The sequence below is a fragment of the Paenibacillus sp. FSL R5-0407 genome (genome assembly GCF_038009185.1).
GTDB classification, from domain to species: Bacteria; Bacillota; Bacilli; order Paenibacillales; family Paenibacillaceae; genus Fontibacillus; species Fontibacillus vini.
The window spans coordinates 2,234,690-2,255,329 of the sequence record NZ_JBBPAX010000001.1; the positions used below are offsets into that span (position 1 = coordinate 2,234,690).

The window sequence follows — 20,640 nt, forward strand, 5'->3', positions numbered from 1 at the left end:
CGAAGGAGTGATCATATGAACAAACCCGTTAATGAAACACGCGTCGTCGTCGGTATGTCCGGCGGAGTCGATTCCTCCGTCACCGCTCTCCTGCTGAAGCAGCAGGGATACGACGTGATCGGCATTTTTATGAAAAACTGGGACGATACCGATGAATTCGGCTACTGCACGGCGGAAGCGGATGCCGAGGATGTGCGCCGCGTATGCGAGCAAATCGATATCCCGTACTATACCGTCAATTTTGAAAAAGAATACTTCGATAAAGTATTTGCCTATTTCCTGGAGGAATATAAGCGGGGCCGTACGCCAAATCCGGATGTCATGTGCAACCGGGAAATTAAATTCGGCGAATTTTTGAACAAGGCTCTGGATCTTGGTGCCGATTATGTAGCCACCGGGCATTATGCCCGCGTCGTCGAGGAAGCCGGAACTTACAAGCTGCTCCGGGGCGTTGATAACAATAAAGACCAAACCTATTTTTTGAATGCCTTGAACCAGGATCAGCTGTCCAAAGCCATGTTTCCGATCGGACATCTTCCCAAGCCGGAGGTTCGCCGGATTGCTGAAGAAGCGGGCCTGTATACGGCCAAGAAAAAAGACAGCACCGGCGTTTGCTTCATCGGGGAACGCAACTTCCGCGAATTCCTCAGCCACTATTTGCCCGCCAAATCGGGAAATATGGTCGATATCGTCACCGGCGAAGTCAAGGGCCAGCATGACGGCCTGATGTACTACACGCTCGGTCAACGGCAAGGCCTTGGCATCGGTGGATCGGGCAACGGCGAACCGTGGTTCGTAGCCGAAAAAGACCTGGAACAAAACATCCTGTACGTCGTCCAAGGCGATAAGCATCCAAGCATGTATTCCACCGGCTTGACCGCTTCGGACGTCAACTGGATCGCCGGCGCAGACAAGCTGCCGCAAGGCCCGTTCAAATGCACCGCCAAATTCCGTTATCGCCAGCCGGATCAGGGCGTAACCGTGACGGCGCAGGAAGACGGCACTCTATCCGTGCAATTTGACGGACCACAAAAGGCGATCACGCCTGGACAAGCCGTTGTCTTCTATGACGGCGAAGTCTGCCTCGGCGGCGGAATCATCGAAGCGCCGGAGAAACTTCCGGTTCCGGAGCTTGGCCGACATCGGTAAGTTTAAGAATAAGCAATAAGAAAAAGCACCCACGCTTTCCGGCGTTATATTGCCGGAAAGCGCGGGTGCTTCTTTTTTGATGAGATAAAAAGCTTAGTTTAACTGGATGACCTCCAGTTAATTATCGGGGGTCGGCGATTGGCGCTGCAGCGCGCGGTGCTCGGCGTCACATGATGGTGACTAGCTGTAAAACCTGCTGTTAATTATCGGAGTCGGCGATTACGCTACATTAGCTGGATAACATCCAGTTAATTACCGGGAAACCGGCGATTGCTTCTGCTTTAGCTGTAAAAACTACAGCTAATTATCGAGAAATCCGTGAATGCGCCACATTAGGTGTAAAACCTGCAGTTAATTCGGCCAATTACGTTGCACTCTTCGGAAAACCTCCGAAATAGATGTAGTTTTTGCTGTTAAATACTGCGAATCAGGTTATAACGGCAAATTAGCTGTAGAAAATGCAGTTAATTATCGGAGTCGGCGATTACGCTGCATTAGCTGGATAACCTCCAGTTAATTACCGGGAAATCGGCGATTGCTTCTGCATTAGCTGTAAAAACTACAGCTAATTATCGAGAAATCCGTGAATGCGCCACATTAGCTGTAAAACCTACAGTTAATTCGGCCAATTACACTGCACTCTTCAGAAAACCATCAAAATAGATGTAGTTTTTCCAGTTAAATGCTGCAAATCAGGTTATAACGGCTAATTAGTTGTAGAAAATGCAGTTAATTATCGGAGTCGGCGATTACGCTGCATTAGCTGGATAACCTCCAGTTAATTACCGGGAAATCGGCGATTGCTTCTGCATTAGCTGTAAAAACTACAGCTAATTATCGAGAAATCCGTGAATGCGCCACATTAACTGTAAAACTGCTCTTCTGTCAACAAAGTGGACACCCTTAAGCTGTAAATTGGTAGTACATCTGTTCAAAGCGCACCGGTGACATGTAACCAATTGTGCTATTTGAGCGCTTGCGGTTGTAAAAGAACTCAATGTAACGATACAGCTTCTGTTGAGCCTCTTCCTTGGTCCTGAATTTTGGCCTGCTGTAGATGAATTCACGTTTTAAGATGCTGTGAAACGCCTCGATGCAGGCATTGTCATAGCAGTTACCTTTACGACTCATGCTTGGCTGTATGCCTAAGCGTGCCAGTTGTTCACGGTACTCCTTGGAGGCATACTGGGAGCCGCGATCGGAATGGTGAATTACACTCTTTGGCTTCTTAGCCTCGTACGCCTGATTTAGTGCTTCAAGGACGAGGTCCGTCGTCATTTTATCGCTGAGCCTCCATCCAACGATCTGTTTTGTATATAGATCCAAAATGCTGGCAAGGTACAGCTTTCCCTGGTAGCAAGGGATGTAGGTAATGTCAGCCACCCATTTTTCATTAGGCCTGGTGGCAGAGAAATCCTGATCCAGTACATTCGGTGCGATGGGCATATCGTGATTGGAGTCTGTGGTGGTGACTCTGAATTTTCGAGCCATGCACGAGCGCCACCCATTTTCGCGCATGATGAGGCCGACGGTTCGTTCCGATACCGTCCATCCTTCTTTTACCAATTCATTGTGTATCCTTGGGCTGCCGTAGATTTCATCGGAATCGTAAAAATGCCATTTAATACGTGCTACGAGTTTCTCTCGACGCTTCTCTGTCTCGGAGGCTTCGGATGCCTGCCACTTGTAGTATCCACTCCGGGAAACTTGCAGCACTTTGCACATCTTCTCCAATCGAAACTCGGAGCGATGATCTTCGATGAACTGGAACCTTAGTTCTTTTCTTTCCCGAAGATGTGCACGGCCTTTTTTAAAATTTCGATCTCTTCTTTCAGGTCCGCGATCTCACGTTTTTGGTCTTCAATGAGCTGGGATTGCTGTCGAAGTGATTCTCCTTGGTTTACCGGTTCATTTTCAAACTCACGGTACTTACCCACCCAGTTTCTCAACGTACCGGGATTGATGTTCAGTTCGTCGGCCACCTGCTCCAACGTCTTCGTCTGCTCTTGCACATACTTTACGGCTTCACGCTTAAATGTTTCATTGTATCGTTGCCTAGACTCACTCATTCTCGACACCCTTTCTGCCTCAATAGATTTATTATCTGTGTGACATTAAGAGGTGTCTACTTTTTATTCTAGCTGCAAACCTGCAGTTAATTCGGCCAATTACACTGCACTCTTCAGAAAACCATCAAAATAGATGTAGTTTTTCCAGTTAAATACTGCGAATCAGGTTATAACGGCAAATTAGCTGTAGAAAATGCAGTTAATTATCGGAGTCGGCGATTGCGCTACATTAGCTGGATAACCTCTAGTTAATTACCGGAAAATCGGCGATTGCGCTGCTTTAGCTGGATAACCTCTAATTATTACCGGGAAATCGTGATTGACAATTAATTAGCTGCAGAAAACCCAGTTATTTTGCATCCATTCAAATCAACCGCACCATTCCCTGCTCTGGTTGCCACATATCGGGCTAATCCCCTCTACGCCGCAGCTCCTGATTGTGACGGATTTTGCTCTCATTGCCCTGCTCGGTCGCTTGGTAGAACGTCCGGCCGGCCAAATTCGGCGGCAGGTAGTCCTGCTTCACGTAATGGCCGGGGAAATTATGCGGGTATTTATAGCCGGTGTGCCCGAGCTTGACCGCCCCTTTATAATGGGCGTCCCGCAAATGCAGCGGCACTTCGGCGGATTTGACCTCGTCCATCGCCGACATCGCATTCGAAATCGCCGCGACCACGGCGTTCGATTTGGGGCTCTCGACGGCGAACAGAATCGCCTGGGCGATGTTCAGCTTCGCTTCAGGCCAGCCGTTGTTGCGGTAAGCTTCCAAGGCGCTTACCGCCTGTACCATGGCCTGCGGGTTTGCAAGCCCGATGTCCTCGCTCGCGGCGGCGATCAGCCGCCGAAGGAACGTCATCGGGTCCATGCCCAGTTTCTCTACCGCGTAGAGAAACCAGAACAACGCGGCATCGCTGGAGCCGCGGATGCTCTTGTGAAATGCGGAGAGGACGTCGTACTGCGTCGACTCATCCGCTTTGACCAGCGGGCGGCGGATCGACTCTTCCGCCACCTCCAGCGTAATGCGGACGGTGCCGTCCGTTTCCGGCGGCGTCGTCATCGCGGCCAGCTCCAGCGCGTTCAGGGCCCGGCGGATATCGCCGTTGGCCATCTCGCCGATGTGCTGGAGCGCCTCGTCCGAGGCCTCGAGCTTCATGAAGCCGAGGCCTTTGTCCCGATCGCTCAGCGCACGGCGCATCGCGATCAGCGAATGCTCCTTCGTCAGCGGCTCCAGCTGGAAGAGCGTCGAACGGCTCAGCAAGGCCCCGTTGACATAGTGGAACGGATTTTCCGTCGTCGCGCCGATAAAGATGATCGTTCCCTTCTCCACCGCCGGAAGCAGGGCGTCCTGCCGCGAACTGTTGAAACGGTGTACTTCATCGAGGAACAGGATCGTTTTCGTGCCGTAAAACGATTTATCGTTCTGCGCTTTTTCGATAACCTCGCGAACATCCTTTACGGAAGCGTCCACCGCATTGAGGCGTACGAATTCCGCCTGGGTATGATTCGATATAATATGCGCGAGCGTCGTTTTTCCACAGCCCGGAGGTCCATACAGCAGAATCGAAGAAATCTGGTCCGCTTCAATCGCCCGCCGCAGCAATTTTCCGGGCCCGATGATGCTTTCCTGCCCTATATATTCGTCCAGGGTTGTCGGCCGCATCCGGTCCGCCAGCAGCCGTCCGGAGGGATCGTTTTCCCGGGTATAAGAGAATAAGTCCATCATTTCACTTCCTTGAATCTTTGATTAACCACTGTTTACTATTCTAGCACATGCCTGGTAAAAAACATTTATAAACGTTCTTTAGCTTCCTTCCTTTATGGATATATGAGTTAATATAGATGTCGGGCCGACGAATCACTGGAAAGGGGGCTGATCGAAGTGATTACAGTGAATGAGGTGGTTTCCGCGTAACGCGGAAGCCGTACAACGAGGGGCTTTTAGCCCCTCTTATTTCCGTTTGGAATACTCTGTGTTAAAATATACGCAAATACAATGCCGAAAGGGGGATTTACGACCATGTACACTCAATTATTCCAACTAACACCGTTAACAACAGAACGGATCAAGGAGGATCATGATCGTGAACTACAAAAATGGGAAGGATGTGCTTCCCCCTAGGCTGCTGAAGGAGCTTCAAGATTACATTCAAGGCGAACTGCTCTATATCCCCAAACCGGACTGCTCGAGAGCACTCTGGGGGGAACTCAGTGGAACCCGCACATCAATGGCAAAAAGAAACGAAGAAATCTTCCGGCTATACCGTACCGGACATTCAGTCAGCGATCTGGCGGAAAGGTTTTTTCTGTCCGATGAAAGCATCCGCAAAATCGTATGTAAAATGCGCTCTTCTCTCAGAGAAGCGGCGGCAGTTACCGAATAAGCCAATTCAACTGTATAAACCTAGAGGCCGACCCGTTTTCAGTATACGGGCGGCCTCTATTGATTTGGGAAGCGATAAGGATAAGAGTTTTTAGCGTCCTGTAGGAGAAGTGACCCACGATAGGTATAATATACATAAAGACCTAAAAGGACTAAGGAACTTTCACTAAACCGAGGTGACCGGATGATGCCGACTAATCACAATGAACCAAGCCAGCAACACAGCGCCGGGGATATAACCACCGGCTTTAAACGCTGTGCGCGCTGCGGCGACAACAAACCGCTATCCGATTTCCTCAGAAGAACAGGCAAACGCTCCTCCCAAGGATCGCGGCGCGGCACTTGCCGCAGTTGCCGGGCCCAACTCAAAAACCTGGAACAAACCGCAGTACTAACGGCTGATCCGCGGCTGGTTACTGATCACTCTGTCCGAAATTCGCGGAGCTCGGTCCATCCGGTCGCCGCTTCCCCGCAACCTCCGACACGCACGCTGCCCGCACCGCCTCCGGTAGAAGGCCCGGACGCATCCGTTCTGCGTCCGAACCGCCAGGGCAAAATCCGTATGCGCGGGCGCACGGATAAGGGTAGCCGCTGGCATCAGGAGATCGACCTGGAACTGGCCGTCACCCTGGTGCAAGAGCATGCCGCAGTCGTCGTGAACCGGAATACGATCCGGCGGCTCTACAGCAACAAGGCCTTTCGCCGCTACATTCTGGCACGAGACCGCCATACTTGCTTTTTCTGCGGCAACTACGGCGATACAATCGATCATCTGCTACCTAGAGCGAAGGGCGGTCATACCACCCCGGTGAACTGTGTCTGTGCCTGCAATGAATGCAACCAGAGCAAAGCCGATCGCAACCTGGAGGATTTTATCGGGGACAGTTAAAACGACCCTTGTATTACTCCCCTGTCACCGACAAATCTACGGGATCCGGAACGTAGTCTGGTAACTCGTTTCCATGCATCAACCATAACTCATGCAATGCCCGGGTGCAGCCTACGTATAGAAGGCGCGCATCCTTCGGCCCATAGTGCTCCCGATCCACATCCGTCACGATGACGGCATCGAATTCCAGTCCCTTGGACAGGTATACTGGCAGAACGGAAATACCGCCCGCATACTGCCTCTGATCCCCGCCGATCAAATTGGCGGTAGTGCCTGCTTCATTCAAATAAGCATGCAAATGCTCCGCTTCCTCCATCGTCCGGGTCAGTAAGGCTACCGTGCGATGGCTGCCCGTCATGACTTGCCTCAAAGCGTCCGATATGGCGGTTAAACGTCCGTCTCCCGCGGCCGGTCTTAACCGGACCGGTTCCCCGCTGCGGAACACCGGTACCGCCAGCAAATCCGTTTCAACGCCCCGCTTCAAAATTTCATTCGCAAAATCAATGATCTCCATTGTCGACCGGTAACTTCTCGTTAAAGCAAAATAAGCCGTTTCCTCCGGCGCGAACAGCGCCTGCATTTCTTCCCAGCTCCGGACTCCTTTATAGTAATGGATCCCTTGTGACAAATCGCCCAGGATGGTGAAAGAATGACCCTTTACGAACCTGTCGAGCACAGCCACCTGCAAAGGGCTGAAATCCTGCGCTTCGTCGATCACCACATGGTCGAAGGTCAGCTTGCTGTCAAGCTCATGGACTCGTGAGTGCAAGTAAAGTAAGGCCGCGAGATCTTCTTCCTTAAGGATTCCTTTTTTTAAATAGGCATTAGTTTCAATAAGAATGGGCTTCGGAATGCTCAAAATCTCGGCATCAGCATCATTTTCACCGGAAGGCTGACCCTTCGCGGCGAACGCCGATTGGAACATACTTTTGTACAAAGCCACGGCCTCCAGCTCCGGCCACTTCTTGGCGTAGGCCTTTTCCCGTTGCTGCGCCTTCTTCTTCCGCTCTTTTAATGCCGCCGCGGAGGGAGATTTCTTCAATTCCATCTCCACCCACCGGTGAATCCGGGCCAGCACACGTTCTTTGCGCCGCGCAACCGGGTAATGCTTGTATTCTCCTTCGAACCAATCGATGATCGTGTTCCGGGACAGCTTCGCGCCGTCCCACGGCTCAAAATCCGTATCCGGTACGCAGCCCGACTCCACACGGGTCAAATAACTTTCCAGAATCGACTTAAAAGCGACGGCTCCCTTATATCGGCCTGGCAGGTCACTGTCGTTCCATGCGCCTTCGCGCAAATCACCGGCATCAAACCAGCGGGCCAGCGTTTCCGAGCCATCCGCCGGAGCCTGATCCAGTCCCAGTACTCTGGCCGCCCAGTCGCCGAAAGTGCTTTGCTGAATATCGCCGACACCGAGTTCCGGAAGAACTTCCGAAATATAATCGATAAACATATGGTTGGGAGCAAAGATAACCATCCGCTCCGCTTTAATTTGTTCCTTGTACTGGTACAGCAAAAAGGCAAGCCTATGCAGCGCAACCGTTGTTTTTCCGCTGCCGGCCACGCCTTGAATGATCAACGCGGTATTGCGGGCGGCACGGATGATCAGGTCCTGCTCCGCCTGAATCGTGGAAACAATGTCACGGAGGCGGTTGTCTTTGTTCTCGCCGAGACGGTAGACCAGGAACTCATCGGACACGGCCGGCCCTTCGCTGTCTTTGTTATAGGTATCTACTACGCGCTCCAAAATTCCTTTGCGAATGACAATGTTCCGCTTTAAGTATACAAGCCCCTCGATCAGTCCTTCCGGAGCATCATATGAAGCCGAATCGCCGCCCGTAAAGGAATAAAACAAACTGGCGACCGGAGCGCGCCAATCGATGACGACCGGTTTTCCTCCGTCTTGATCCCCGACGCCCACTTTGCCGATATAAAGGGGCTGCGCTTCCTTGCCCTGTTCCTCGAAATCCAGCCGTCCAAAATACGGCTCGCGGATCGAGCGTTCTAGCTGCTGCCGGTGGGATTGCCTGCCCGCTTCCAGCACCTGCTCGGTGAAGTCATGCCCTGTATAGACGGGAATGCTCCTGAGCGCCTTCAACTGGCTGTCAATATCACGGAGAGTACGATCCAGCCGATCTTTCTCTTCTTGATAGGCACTTTGAAAATGTTCCACTTTCAGTTACCTCCTAAGGTTAGTATTCCGTCTGCTCTCCGGCATTCTGTTTCCGAAGTCAAAAGGAGTTATAGTATAGCATCCGTACCTAAAAAAAGCGAATAACAATAAGACGCAGATCCGATACATGATCGAGCCTGCGTCTTAAGTTAAATCGGATGTTTCCGGTACCTTCCCAGGGTTTAGAATTCGAGAGAAATCATCCCTTGGCTTCTCCCGCTTCAAGCAATTCTTTTACGGCCACGCTGACCATAATGAGCCCTACGACAGGCGGAACGAATGAATTGCTCGCCGGCGGCTGTTTGGCTTTGCGAATCTTGGCCCCTTCCGGTGCAATTTTCTCCGTTACGTCTGCCCGCGGTTTAACCGGCGGCTCCGTGGAGAACACGACCTTGACGCCTTTTTTGATGCCGTCTTCCCGCAGCTTGGTACGGATCACGCGAGCCATCGGGTCCATATGGGTCTTGGAAATGTCGGTGACCTGAAACTTGGTCGGGTCCATCTTATTGGCCGCTCCCATACTGGAGAGGATAGGAATACCGCGCTTGCGGCATTCCTTGATCAGATGGATTTTGTATATGATCGTATCCGAGGCATCCAGGACATAGTCGATGTCGTATTTGAACAATTCTTCATACGTTTCTTCCGTATAAAACATGTTCAAAGCGATGGTCTCGCATTCCGGATTGATCAGCTTCACCCGTTCGCACATCAGATCCGCCTTTTTCTGGCCGATCGTCGTCGTCAAAGCGTGAATCTGCCGGTTAATATTGGTGATATCAACCACGTCTTTATCGATCAGAATAATCCGTCCGATTCCGGTTCTGGCCAGTCCTTCGACCGCCATCGCGCCGACGCCCCCGATTCCAAGCACCGCCACAGTACTATTTTTCAAAATATCCAGGCCTTCAGCTCCGATAGCGAGCTCTGTCCGTGAAAATTGATGAAGCATTGTCTGCTAACCTCCCATTAACCCTCAACGATAAATTCAACCCCCTGTAAACCCGCCAATTGCTTCTTAATATACAGATGATTGTCCTGTTTGTCATAATACCATCCAGAACTCTGCTCCTCAAGATCCTTCATTTCATGAACCTCTGAAAGAAGACTTACAGACACCGGAAGAAAGGAGAGATGATGAATAGTAAACAGGACGGATTTATCGTCTTGCTGCAATCCGCAGACCTCAAAAGCAGCATGAATGCTAAAGCGTCGTTCATTTTCATTCTGATCCGTACGAATTTGAATCAAGTTATAGGCGCCTTGAAGATACCTGGTACTAATCCCATCATCCTCATACAGAGCAAAAGAATTGTTGGCCCCTTGAGCATAAAGATGAATATCTAGCCCTTGCCAATTAGCATGTCCCGTATACTGAACCGGTTGTGCTTGAGGAAGAATAGCTCCAGCCCGAACGAATAGCGGTAAAACATCCAGCGGTGCATGAGAGATGATATGCATGTTCCCCTCATATCGGGTTCCGGTCCAATAGTCAAACCAGATGCCTTCGGGCAAGTATACCACCCTATGTTGTTTGCCTGGCTCATAAATTGGCGCAACCAACAAATCTTTTCCGTATAAAAACTGATCGGACAGTTGATACGTATTGCGATCCGCAGGGTACTCCAACACTAATGGACGCATTATAGGAAGCCCCGTGCAGGTTGATTCATAAACAAGAGAATAGAGATAGGGAAGCATCCGGTATCTTAATTCAATATATTTCCGGCAAATCTCTTCGACCTCATCATTAAAGGTCCATGGCTCCTGGTTACGTGTATCGATAGCACTATGGTTTCTGCAGAACGGAGTGAATACACCCAACTGGGTCCATCTGGCTAACAGTTCTCCAGACGCGTGGTGCATAAACCCGCCTATGTCCGCTCCACAAAAAGCTATCCCGGAAAGCCCCAGATTTAATCCCATCGACATCGACATCCTCATATGCTCCCAATAGCTCCGATTATCTCCCGTCCATACTGTGGCATATCTCTGGATTCCGGCGTACCCTGCCCGTGTCAGCACGAACGGTCTTTCTCCTTGCAGCAGCTTCTCCATTCCTTCATAGGTTGCCTGACTCATGAGCAGGCTGTAAATGTTGTGCATCTCTCCATGTGTCTTTGGCTTGCCGTCATTGCGGTGAATAACTTGTTCATCCATCGTTTTCGTAGGAGAATTAAATACACTCGGTTCGTTCATATCATTCCATATTCCGCTGATTCCGTAATCCACATAAAACCGATGAAGCGCTCCCCACCATTCACGAGTGCCTTGATCTGTAAAATCGGGGAATACGCTTGGACCCGGCCATACGTCGCCGACATACTCTTTTCCATCAGGGGTTTGACAAAAACGTCCTGCTTCTAGCCCCTGCTCGTATACCTCGTATCCGTCCTGAACTTTAACGCCAGGGTCGACAATAGGCACAATACGGAATCCCAGGTTCTTCAGTTCCCTCATCATCCCTGCCGGATCCGGAAAACGATCCTTATCGAACGTGAACACTTTGTATTCATCCATATAATGAATATCGAGATAAATAACGTCGCACGGAATTTTCTTGACCCTGAAATTTTGCGCGAGCCGGATAACTTCCTCCTGATTCATATAGCTGAATCTCGATTGCTGATAACCTAGAGACCATAATGGGGGAAGCGGCATTTTTCCGGTTAGTGTCGAATAATTCGCAACGACATCCTTTAGCTCAGGACCCGCAATGAGATACAGATCCATTCCACCGTTGACTGTCTCAACCAAATAGCGGTCTGCCTCTTCGCGCAAATCTATAACCGTTTTTCCCGGATTATCGATAAACAATCCAAACGTATTGTAAGATGCATGGTGAATCAGAAGCGGAATCGATTGATATAAAGACTCCATATCCGGTACATGCGGATCGAACACATCGGAATTCCACATCGTGTACCTTTCTCCACGTTTATTTAAATATCCCGTAGTTTCACCAAGTCCATATATCATCGCTTCGTCATCCATACTCCCCTGACACCGCAACGTAGTCTCCGAGTAGGACATCATGTAGGACCCGCATGGCTTCCCACGGGCAGTCTTCACCTTGAAAGACAAGTCAGCTTTATCTACAACGAGGACAGCATTCCCTCCATGAAGTTCCAATTCATTTTCCAACTCAATCACACGCCAGCCTACAAGAGGTTCATAAGGTAACAATCCCTTTGACGGCTCCAGTTGAGCACTTTTTCCTTTTAATGAGTAAGATAGTTTAACAATATCGGGCGTCACCAGCATCACGGTAAGATTCCCATGCTTTCCATGGACCATGACATATTTGTCCTTCCATTCATACCCTTTGTATGGACCAATATCACGATAAATCGAGACTGATTCACTCTCTATTTGATCGGGGTGAATTTTCTCGCTCGTTTGCATGATTTTCACCACTCCTCTATTTCTATTTGGCAGTACAGTTCGAAATACATGTCAGTTATTGTATAAAATAAGAAAACCATAGGGTCCGAGCTCAGCTTTAAGTTCAACTTTATATGATTGATCACACAAGGAGCCGTCCCCGCTCTCCAACACTTCTGCTTCCTTCCACTCTCCATCAGGCAAAGCCACGGTCACCGCGCTTGGTGAAGAAGAGGCATTCATCGCAATGATAAGATGATCTTCTCCTTCCTGGCGTTCATAAACGAGCACCGACGAATCCTTCTCGGCCGATTGAATCCGAAAAGCCCCTGAAATCAGTGCAGGATGAGATTTACGCAGTTGAATGCACTTCTTGTAAAAGGCAAACAAAACCCGATCCTGATGTTCTTCCTCCCAGATCATACACTTGCGGTTATCCGGGTCAAATTCCCCGTCGAGGCCAATTTCATCACCGTAATAAATACTAGGGGCCCCGATAAAAGTAAACTGGAAAGCTACGGCCAATTTCATCTTCGCCTTGTCATCCCCGCACAAGGTCAGCAACCGTACCGTATCATGCGTATCCAAATGATTAAATGAAGCTTCATTCACTTGCTGGGGGTATCTTGCTAAATACCTCCCCAGTTTTGACGCAAAGGAGTGCGCGTCTCCATGATGAAAGACAAAGAAATCGAGAATCGCGTTGGAAACCGGGTAATTCATCACTGCGTGGAACTGGTCCCCTTGCAGGAACTTCATCCCGTCATGCCATACCTCACCCAAAATATAAGCATCCGGATTGACTTCTTTTACCGCTTTCGCGAATTCTCTCCAAAAGGCATGATCCGCCTCGTTAGCAACATCCAAGCGCCACCCGTCCATATTCGTCTCTTCGATCCAATAACGGCCTACCTGAAGGAAGTATTCACGCACTTCCGGATTTGCGGTATTCAGTTTTGGCATTGTCTTCTCAAAAGCAAATGTCTTGTATGTCGGAATACCATCTACCACTTGAAGCGGCCATTCTTGAATGTGGAACCAGTCGTAATACGCAGAGTCCGGTCCTTTTTTCACCACATCTTGAAATTGTGGCCACGTAACGCCGGAATGATTGAATACCCCGTCCAAAATGACTCGGATCCCCCGTTCATGACAGGAGCGTACCAGTTCTTTCAGCGTTTCTTTTGTTCCGAAATGAGGATCAATTCTCATATAGTCCTGTGTGTCGTATTTATGATTGGCCGGCGCCTCAAATATAGGATTAAAATAGATCGCCGTAATCCCTAAGTCGGCTAAATAATCCAGACGATCAATGACCCCTTTCAGATCGCCGCCGAAGAAATTGAAGTATTCCGGTTTGCCTCCCCACGGAAGCGTTCCTTCCGGATCATTGGACGTATCGCCATTTGCAAAACGTTCAGGAAAGATTTGATAAAATATTGCGTTTTTCACCCATTCGGGCGGACTTTGCAGATCGATCGGGTGCAAGTAAGGGAACTCAAAGCATCCTAAATGCTCTATCGGCATTTGGATATCGAAGCCTTTTTCAGAGAACCAAATCCGCTCCTCCCCCTTTGTTAAAAGAAAGCAGTAGGCCAGTCTGCCATATGGCGGAGCTACTTCAGCCTGCCAATAGTCGTAGAGTTCATCGGAAGCAAGCAGGCCCATTTGCTTATACTGCATATCTCCCCATGGCTTACACTTGTCTCCATAGAGCACATCCATTTTATCGATATCCGCTCTTTTCGTGCGGATCCGCACGTGAACCAAGCGTTCATTATATCCGTATGCCCAACAATCGTTCGACCGATGATAAACAGCCTCTAATAGCATACTGTTCTCTCAACTCCTTTTGATTTGTGCGAATTAACCTTTATCCGCCCCAGCCATAAGTCCTTCGACCAAATAGCGTTGCAGGAAAATAAACAATAAGGTCAGCGGTACGGCAACCAGCACGCAGCCTGCTGCAAACAACGTAAATTCCGTTGCGGATCTGCCTTGTACTATCCGGAACAAACCTACGGCCAGCGTCTGGTTTTCCGGTGTGCTGAGCACCATGTTGGCAAAAATAAAATCGACGAACCCGCCGCTGAAGGAAGTCAACGCAATATAGACCAGCATCGGCTTGGATAGCGGCAGAATGATGCGCCGAAATACGGTTAAATGCCCCGCCCCGTCTATTTTTGCCGCATCCACCAAGCTCTGCGGAATGGTATCGAAGTAGCTTTTAACGTACAGATATCCCATCGGAGCCCCGGCCGAATAGACCAGTATTAGCGATAAATGCGTATCCAGCAATTGCAGCTGCATTAACAAAATATAAACCGCGATCATGCTCATAAAGCCCGGAAACATTCCGATCACAAGCAAGCCTAACATCAGTTTCTTACGGCCTTTAAAACGAAACCGCGAGAATACATAGCCTGTAATCGTCACCAGGATCGTGCTGAAAATCATCGTAAAGAAAGCAACCTTAAAAGTATTCAGAAACCACTGTCCAAAAGGGTACTTATCAAACAATTCACGATAATGCTCCAGCGTGAACGAGGACGGAATCAATGTCTCGCTGTACAAGGCATTGCCCGGACGGACGGAGGACATAACGACCCATAATGCCGGGTATACGCATGCAATACCAAGAATAATCAGCCCCAGATAGCAGAATAGATTGCCCATGCTGAATTTGCGCTTTGACATTGTCATCTGTAGTCATCCTCCTCTTTGAAAGCTTTCGTTCGACGAACATTGGTGATGGCGAAGGACGCAACAATGATGAAAATAAAAATACCGATAATCGATGCGAAATTGTATTTGCCGCTGTCCATCGTCAATTTGTACAGCCAGGTTATCAAAATATCTGTACTGCCTGCAGATTGGTAATTCGGATTTGCAGGGTTACCGTTCGTCAGGAGGTAGATCAAATTGAAGTTGTTGATGTTGCCGGCAAACGACATGACGAGGAGCGGCCCGAAAGAAAGCATGACGGACGGAAAAGTAATGTTGCCGAATTGTTGCACGGGTGTGGCTCCGTCAATTTCAGCCGCTTCATATAAGTCCTTCGATATCGTCGATAAAATGCCGATAACCATCAGCATGGTAATAGGGAATCCGATCCAGATATTAACGATAATAACCGTAAACTTGGCCCAGAACGGATCGGTTAGCCACGGTAAGCCGCCAAGTCCAAAATAAGCTAGATATTGATTGATCGGCCCGAATTGTCCATTGAACATATTTCGCATGATCAACAAGGAAATGAACTGGGGGATCGCATAAGGAATAATAAAAAGCGTCCGCCAAAAACCCTTAAATCGTATACCTTTCTTCTGCACCATCAGAGCAGCAGCAAAACCGCCCGCAAATGTAGTCAAGGTCGCGCATATCGTCCAAACAAGCGTCCAGAACGCTACTCCAAAGAATGTCTGGTTCCATGCTTTAATCGTAAAAATATCCTTGAACCCTTCCAGTCCAATCCAGCTTACGAGCTTGGCGGGAGGCAAATAATTCGGTGCCGAATAATTCGTAAATGCGAGCAGGATCATGAAAAAAATGGGCATCACGGTAAAGAAAATAACGAGCAGGATGGGTAGGGTTATGATCATTTGCGGGAATTTAACCCCGCCTAGATATTGAAGCGTATCCGAAAAACGCGGGGCCGCTAATCCTTGTTCGCGCATATTCCCAACGTTGTATGCGTCCTTAACATTTGCTATATAAATTGCAAACCAAATGAGCAGGGCTAAAATGATGATAATTCCTTCGATCATTAGAAAGATCGAGTGATCTCCGCGAACATTGACGTAAAGCTTGCCTACTTTCTCGAGATGGTCCGCCTGCTCACCCAGCGTCACCAAACCCCAGATAGCTTTAGGTGCTGCCATAGCTACCGCTATTCCGGACAAATGAACGATAAAGAGCATCAGGCCTTTAATCATTTGCCGATTATATATTTGACCAAACCCCATACCGATGAGCGATAATACGGCCGCCCACTTTCGATGCTGGTTCATTGTCAATCATCTCCCGAAGATAAATATAAAATGGGCGACGTCATCCGTCAGAAAGAACGGACGACGTCAAGGTGCTCGAGCAAGAAACCTAAAGAATTAACATTACTTCTTCAGAGTTTCTATGCCTTGCTTTATGCTTTCCACCGCATTGTCTAGCGTGGTTTTCACATCCTCGCCTTTCCAAATCAGCTCAAGCGCATTAGCGATAGGAGGCCATACTTGCTGCATTTCAAAAATGGAAGGCATGGCAATGGAATGCTCAAACTGTTGAATTGCCCCGCTTACCATTTCGTTTTCTTTTATTGCCGGTTCATTCTCCATCCCTTTACGAGCAGGAATAAATCCAGTCATCTCAAAGTTTTTCAGAAGTGCTTCCTGCGATGTTACGTACCGGGCGAACAATTTTGCCGCATTAGGATATTTGCTGTAAGCACTCACGTAATAAGCCTTCACGCCAGCAAAAGTATCGGGCTGTTGTCCATTCGGAAACTTAGGCAAAGGAACCATGCCTACTTCAAAGGGAAGACTGGAGAAGTTGCCGATATTCCATACGCCATCCAGATTAATCGCCAGCTTGCCTTCCTGAAACAGTCCGGTTTTTACATCGGTCGTTGCATCAGCAGCCTCCATCGGTAAAATTTCACGCATAGCCTGAAAGTATTTCATCCCTTCCACGGATCCTTCGTTATTCAGACCGATATCGTCAGGGTTCGTGTTGTCGTTGCCAAAAATATAGCCGTTAAAGCCGGAGATGAACGGATAAGCAAAGTAGAAATTGTTGAGTTGCATCATGAAACCGTATTTCTTCTTGGCCGGATCGTTATACTTTTTGGAGAAGCTGATAATGTTGTCCCAACTGCTCAAATCATTTTCAGTGACCAGCTCTTTGTTATAGAACAAAGCATACGTCTCCATGTTCCTTGGATATCCGTATAAAATGCCGTCTTTCGTTACCGCATTCACCGCTGTTTCCTGAAACTCGGTCCGTGTCTCCTCCTCAAAGTAATCGTTAGGGAGCACAAAGCCACCTGCAACAGCTTCACTCAAATTGTCATGCGGCAGGACCAGAACGTCAGCAGCCAATCCCGCAGGTCCGTCCGTTTTCATCTTTTGCATTTGTTCCGGCGCCCCCTGCTCTTGAACCTCTACCGGAATGTTGTACTTCTCCGTAAATTCCTTAGCTATTTCTTTCAAAAAAGGAGTTCCGTCATTTCCATCCCAAATGATGAGCTTTGCGCCGGATTCCGGAGTCAGTTGATCATTTGCACCTGAACCATCGGTCCCGGTGTTAGTTCCAACGTTAGTACCGTTTGTTTGTTCAGCTTGTTGCGCCCCGTTAGACTTCGTATTTTGGGATGAACACGCCACTGTAGTCGTAAATACCAGCATCAACACACACCATAAAGTCATCATTTTTCTAAAATTCATATGCATTGCAAACCACCCTCCTAAATTATTAAGCGCTTACATCATGTAAACTAAAACATTTAACCTGATCCATTATTTATGTAGCTCTTCTCTGATAAAGAGTTTAGCTATTACATCACCTCCTTTATCGTATTTTTGATTAAACGTTTAATCATACTTTAAAAAAATATAGCATGATTGCTTTTCGTGCAAAAAGCTATATTTCTTTAAATGAGGTGCTGCTTTGTCTAACGGCCAAGCTAACCGGAATCTTTACGGACCTCTTATCTGTACTGAGCCCGGTACCATTAATTTGATCCAGTAACATAGTTACCGCGATCTGACCCTTAGCTACAATATCCTGCCTAATGGTAGTTAAAGAAGGAATCATATACTGAGAATAAAAAATATCATCGAATCCAACAACCGACAAATCCGCAGGTACTGATAAACCGATGTCATGCAATCCTCGGATCAAACCGATTGCCGATACGTCGGAAAAGGCAAACATAGCACTGATCTTACTCTTATAGCTGCCTATCCTCTGCGCTACATGATATCCTCCCTGAATGGAAGGAGCTTCCTCAAAGGTCAGTTCGGGATCTTCCGGAATCCCTGATTCCCTTAATGCTCTCAAGTAACCTTGATGGCGGAAATAGTTGACCCCTCCTTCCTCCAATTTCCCTGTCAGCACACCGATGACTTTATGTCCCAGCCCGATCAAATGCTTGGTCCCTAAATATCCTCCTGCTTCATCATCAAGATCTATCTGATGGAAGTCAGGATTCGACAGATGGCTGTCCAAAAACACGCACGGTATGTTAAGAGACAGCAGCTTCTGAAATGCTGCCGTGTGCTCGAATACACCAACTACGATAAGACCATCCAGATGCCGCTGCTTCACAAACGAGAAATCTTCATTCTCGTCAATCCCCAGAAGAATGACCTGTACCTCATGATGCCTCGCCCCGCCCTCTACCCCTCGGACAAGCTCCCAATAGAACGGATTATCCTGAAGCATCCCTTTCTCCAAGAAAGGAACAACGATGGCAATCAGATGAGATTTCATGTCCTTCAGACTTCGTGCTGATGCACTGGGTACAAATTGCAGCTCCTGAATAATTTTATTTACTTTACTTACCGTATTTGGCGAGACTCTGCCTTTACCGTTAATCACATTGGACACCGTCGCAATTGAAACGTTTGCAATACGTGCGATGTCTTTGATAGACACTTTGTTATTCATTAGAAATCCAACCTTAGTTTATTGGTTAAACGTTACATCAACTACAGTTTGATTAAAACATCATCTCGTTGCTTTTGTCAATCCTATTTATTCAAAGATAAAAAAGAAGCCCCCTGAATTGGGGAGCCTCTTTATTGATCATCCAGTTATTTTTTCTCTTCAACCGGCTTCTTGGCCACTTTGATATGCAGTTGCTCCAGCTGAGGCACGTCCACTTCGGACGGTGCGTTCATGAGCAGGTCGGTCGCGCTCGCCGTTTTAGGGAAAGCGATCGTCTCGCGCAAGTTAGAGCGTCCTGCCAGCAGCATAACCAGACGGTCGAAGCCGAATGCGATTCCGCCGTGCGGAGGTGTCCCGTACTCGAAAGCATCCATCAGATAGCCGAACTTGTCCTGAGCTTCTTCCTGAGAAAGGCCGATGGCCTTGAACATTTTTTCTTGAATATCGCGTTTGTAGATCCGCATGGAGCCGCCGCCCACTTCATAACCGTTCAACACAAGGTCATAAGCTTGGGCAAGAATTTGTCCAGGATCGGTATCGAACAATTCCAGGTCTTCTTCGCGTGGACGGGTGAACGGATGATGTTCGGCCACATAGCGTTTTTGTTCTTCATCCCAGCCCAAGAGCGGGAAGTCGACAACCCAGGCGAATTTGTACACGTTATCGTCGATAAGCCCCAGTTGACGGCCGATCTTCAAGCGAAGCGCGCCGAGAACGTCGGCTACCACTTTTTTGTTATCCGCGGAGAAGAGCAGCAGGTCGCCTTCTTCGGCGCCGGTACGTTCTTTAATGGCTTCGATTTCTTGCTCAGTAAAGAACTTGACGATAGGACCCTTGAATTCGCCTTCTTTCACTTGAATCCAGGCCAATCCTTTCGCTCCGTAACGGGCCGCATACGGGCCGAGATCGTCGATTTCTTTACGGCTCCATGTTCCGCAGCCTTTAGCGTTCAATACTTTAACTTCTCCGCCCTTTTCAACCACCGAGGCAAATACTTTCACTCCGCTGGAAGCTACCAGATCGCTCACGTTTACGAGCTCCAGGCCGAAGCGCAGGTCCGGTTTGTCGGAGCCGTATTTCCCGATGGCATCCGCATAGCTTAGACGTTGGAACGGCGTAGGAATATCGACGCCTTTCGTTTCCTTGAACAGACGAACGACCAGTTGTTCCATCATGTCCAATAGCTCGTCCCGGCTAAGGAATGACGTCTCAATGTCGACTTGCGTGAACTCAGGCTGACGATCCGCACGCAGATCCTCGTCCCGGAAGCAGCGGGCGATTTGATAATAGCGCTCGACACCGCTCACCATCAGAAGCTGCTTGTACAGCTGAGGGGATTGCGGCAATGCGAAAAATTCGCCGGCATGTACGCGGCTAGGCACGAGATAATCGCGTGCGCCTTCCGGAGAGCTCTTCGTCAGGATCGGAGTTTCTACTTCAATAAATCCTTCGCCGTCCAGGAAATCGCGGAATACTTTAGCCGCTTTGGAGCGAAGCCACAGCGTTTTTTGCATTTCCGGACGACGCAGGTCCAGGTAACGGTATTTCAAGCGAAGCGACTCGTCCACTTCAACGCCGTCTTCGATAAAGAACGGAGGCGTTTTGGCTGCATTCAGCACTTCGATTTCCGTAATTTGCACTTCGATTTCGCCTGTCGGCAAGTTCGGGTTGACGGTTTCGGCATCTCTTTTGACTACTTTTCCGCTGACGGCAAGCACGTATTCGCTGCGCACTTTATCGGCGATTTGCAGCGCTTCTCCAGAATAAGCGGGATTGAAAACGATCTGTACGATGCCGCTGCGATCGCGCAGGTCGATGAACAGGACGCCTCCCAGGTCGCGGCGGGTTTGAACCCAGCCGTTAAGCGTTACGGTTTCTCCGATGTTCGCGGTGCTTAATGTGCCGCATTGATGAGTACGTTTCATGTCAG

Annotated in this window: 15 protein-coding genes; 3 read left to right on the forward strand and 12 right to left on the reverse strand. The window is 48.7% G+C overall.

Features of this window, described 5'->3' with window-relative positions; all coding sequences use genetic code 11:
• Positions 1-15: 15 nt before the first annotated feature.
• The gene (gene mnmA / locus NYE70_RS10615) at positions 16-1,149 is read left to right on the forward strand and encodes a tRNA 2-thiouridine(34) synthase MnmA (protein ID WP_341045940.1); all 1,134 of its coding nucleotides are present in this window, start codon (positions 16-18) and stop codon (positions 1,147-1,149) included.
• A 903-nt stretch (positions 1,150-2,052) separates the two neighbouring features.
• Here mnmA and NYE70_RS10620 read toward each other — a convergent pair.
• The 3 genes from NYE70_RS10620 to NYE70_RS10630 form a co-directional block, all read right to left on the reverse strand.
• Entirely contained in the window at positions 2,053-2,910 is an 858-nt protein-coding gene (locus NYE70_RS10620; protein ID WP_341047575.1) for an IS3 family transposase, read from the reverse strand.
• An 11-nt stretch (positions 2,911-2,921) separates the two neighbouring features.
• Positions 2,922-3,218, reverse strand: a complete 297-nt coding sequence (locus NYE70_RS10625) for a transposase (protein ID WP_211022752.1) — start codon at positions 3,216-3,218, stop codon at positions 2,922-2,924.
• 409 nt (positions 3,219-3,627) lie between these two features.
• Positions 3,628-4,938, reverse strand: a complete 1,311-nt coding sequence (locus NYE70_RS10630) for a replication-associated recombination protein A (RefSeq protein ID WP_341045942.1) — start codon at positions 4,936-4,938, stop codon at positions 3,628-3,630.
• Between the two features lie 361 nt (positions 4,939-5,299).
• On the opposite strand from NYE70_RS10630, the gene NYE70_RS10635 reads away from it, so the two are divergent.
• Positions 5,300-5,599: a CD3324 family protein gene (locus NYE70_RS10635; RefSeq protein ID WP_211020108.1), complete on the forward strand. Its 300-nt coding sequence runs from the start codon at positions 5,300-5,302 to the stop codon at positions 5,597-5,599.
• Between the two features lie 183 nt (positions 5,600-5,782).
• On the forward strand, positions 5,783-6,487 hold the full coding sequence (locus tag NYE70_RS10640) for an HNH endonuclease (protein WP_341045944.1): 705 nt from the start codon (positions 5,783-5,785) through the stop codon (positions 6,485-6,487).
• Positions 6,488-6,500: 13 nt separating this feature from the next.
• Here NYE70_RS10640 and NYE70_RS10645 read toward each other — a convergent pair whose 3' ends face one another.
• From NYE70_RS10645 to aspS, 9 genes are all read right to left on the reverse strand, one after another.
• On the reverse strand, positions 6,501-8,663 hold the full coding sequence (locus NYE70_RS10645; RefSeq protein WP_341045946.1) for a HelD family protein: 2,163 nt from the start codon (positions 8,661-8,663) through the stop codon (positions 6,501-6,503).
• Between the two features lie 199 nt (positions 8,664-8,862).
• On the reverse strand, positions 8,863-9,615 hold the full coding sequence (locus tag NYE70_RS10650; RefSeq protein ID WP_213656460.1) for a tRNA threonylcarbamoyladenosine dehydratase: 753 nt from the start codon (positions 9,613-9,615) through the stop codon (positions 8,863-8,865).
• Between the two features lie 17 nt (positions 9,616-9,632).
• A complete protein-coding gene (locus NYE70_RS10655; protein WP_341045947.1) occupies positions 9,633-12,068 on the reverse strand; it encodes a glycoside hydrolase family 31 protein in 2,436 nt (811 codons plus the stop codon).
• Positions 12,069-12,119: 51 nt separating this feature from the next.
• The gene (locus NYE70_RS10660) at positions 12,120-13,880 is read right to left on the reverse strand and encodes an alpha-glycosidase (RefSeq protein ID WP_290406060.1); all 1,761 of its coding nucleotides are present in this window, start codon (positions 13,878-13,880) and stop codon (positions 12,120-12,122) included.
• 33 nt (positions 13,881-13,913) lie between these two features.
• A complete protein-coding gene (locus NYE70_RS10665) occupies positions 13,914-14,750 on the reverse strand; it encodes a sugar ABC transporter permease (protein ID WP_290406061.1) in 837 nt (278 codons plus the stop codon).
• A complete protein-coding gene (locus NYE70_RS10670; RefSeq protein WP_290406062.1) occupies positions 14,747-16,057 on the reverse strand; it encodes a carbohydrate ABC transporter permease in 1,311 nt (436 codons plus the stop codon). The genes NYE70_RS10665 and NYE70_RS10670 overlap by 4 nt, the downstream gene beginning before the upstream one ends.
• Before the next feature lie 102 nt (positions 16,058-16,159).
• Positions 16,160-17,491 (reverse strand): sugar ABC transporter substrate-binding protein, encoded by a 1,332-nt coding sequence (locus NYE70_RS10675; protein WP_290406063.1) that lies wholly within the window; start codon positions 17,489-17,491, stop codon positions 16,160-16,162.
• A gap of 190 nt (positions 17,492-17,681) precedes the next feature.
• Positions 17,682-18,710 (reverse strand): LacI family DNA-binding transcriptional regulator, encoded by a 1,029-nt coding sequence (locus tag NYE70_RS10680; RefSeq protein ID WP_211020120.1) that lies wholly within the window; start codon positions 18,708-18,710, stop codon positions 17,682-17,684.
• Positions 18,711-18,856: 146 nt separating this feature from the next.
• Entirely contained in the window at positions 18,857-20,635 is a 1,779-nt protein-coding gene (aspS, locus tag NYE70_RS10685; RefSeq protein ID WP_213656454.1) for an aspartate--tRNA ligase, read from the reverse strand.
• Positions 20,636-20,640 lie beyond the last annotated feature (5 nt).

Excerpts from the sequence above, each read along its gene's own strand:
- mnmA (WP_341045940.1), top strand. The coding sequence starts at position 16 with ATGAACAAACCCGTTAATGAAACACGCGTCGTCGTCGGTATGTCCGGC.
- NYE70_RS10625 (WP_211022752.1), bottom strand. The coding sequence starts at position 3,218 with ATGAGTGAGTCTAGGCAACGATACAATGAAACATTTAAGCGTGAAGCC.
- NYE70_RS10630 (WP_341045942.1), bottom strand. The coding sequence starts at position 4,938 with ATGGACTTATTCTCTTATACCCGGGAAAACGATCCCTCCGGACGGCTG.
- NYE70_RS10640 (WP_341045944.1), top strand. The coding sequence starts at position 5,783 with ATGATGCCGACTAATCACAATGAACCAAGCCAGCAACACAGCGCCGGG.
- NYE70_RS10650 (WP_213656460.1), bottom strand. The coding sequence starts at position 9,615 with ATGCTTCATCAATTTTCACGGACAGAGCTCGCTATCGGAGCTGAAGGC.
- NYE70_RS10655 (WP_341045947.1), bottom strand. The coding sequence starts at position 12,068 with ATGCAAACGAGCGAGAAAATTCACCCCGATCAAATAGAGAGTGAATCA.
- NYE70_RS10660 (WP_290406060.1), bottom strand. The coding sequence starts at position 13,880 with ATGCTATTAGAGGCTGTTTATCATCGGTCGAACGATTGTTGGGCATAC.
- NYE70_RS10665 (WP_290406061.1), bottom strand. The coding sequence starts at position 14,750 with ATGACAATGTCAAAGCGCAAATTCAGCATGGGCAATCTATTCTGCTAT.
- NYE70_RS10670 (WP_290406062.1), bottom strand. The coding sequence starts at position 16,057 with ATGAACCAGCATCGAAAGTGGGCGGCCGTATTATCGCTCATCGGTATG.
- NYE70_RS10675 (WP_290406063.1), bottom strand. The coding sequence starts at position 17,491 with ATGCATATGAATTTTAGAAAAATGATGACTTTATGGTGTGTGTTGATG.
- NYE70_RS10680 (WP_211020120.1), bottom strand. The coding sequence starts at position 18,710 with ATGAATAACAAAGTGTCTATCAAAGACATCGCACGTATTGCAAACGTT.
- aspS (WP_213656454.1), bottom strand. The coding sequence starts at position 20,635 with ATGAAACGTACTCATCAATGCGGCACATTAAGCACCGCGAACATCGGA.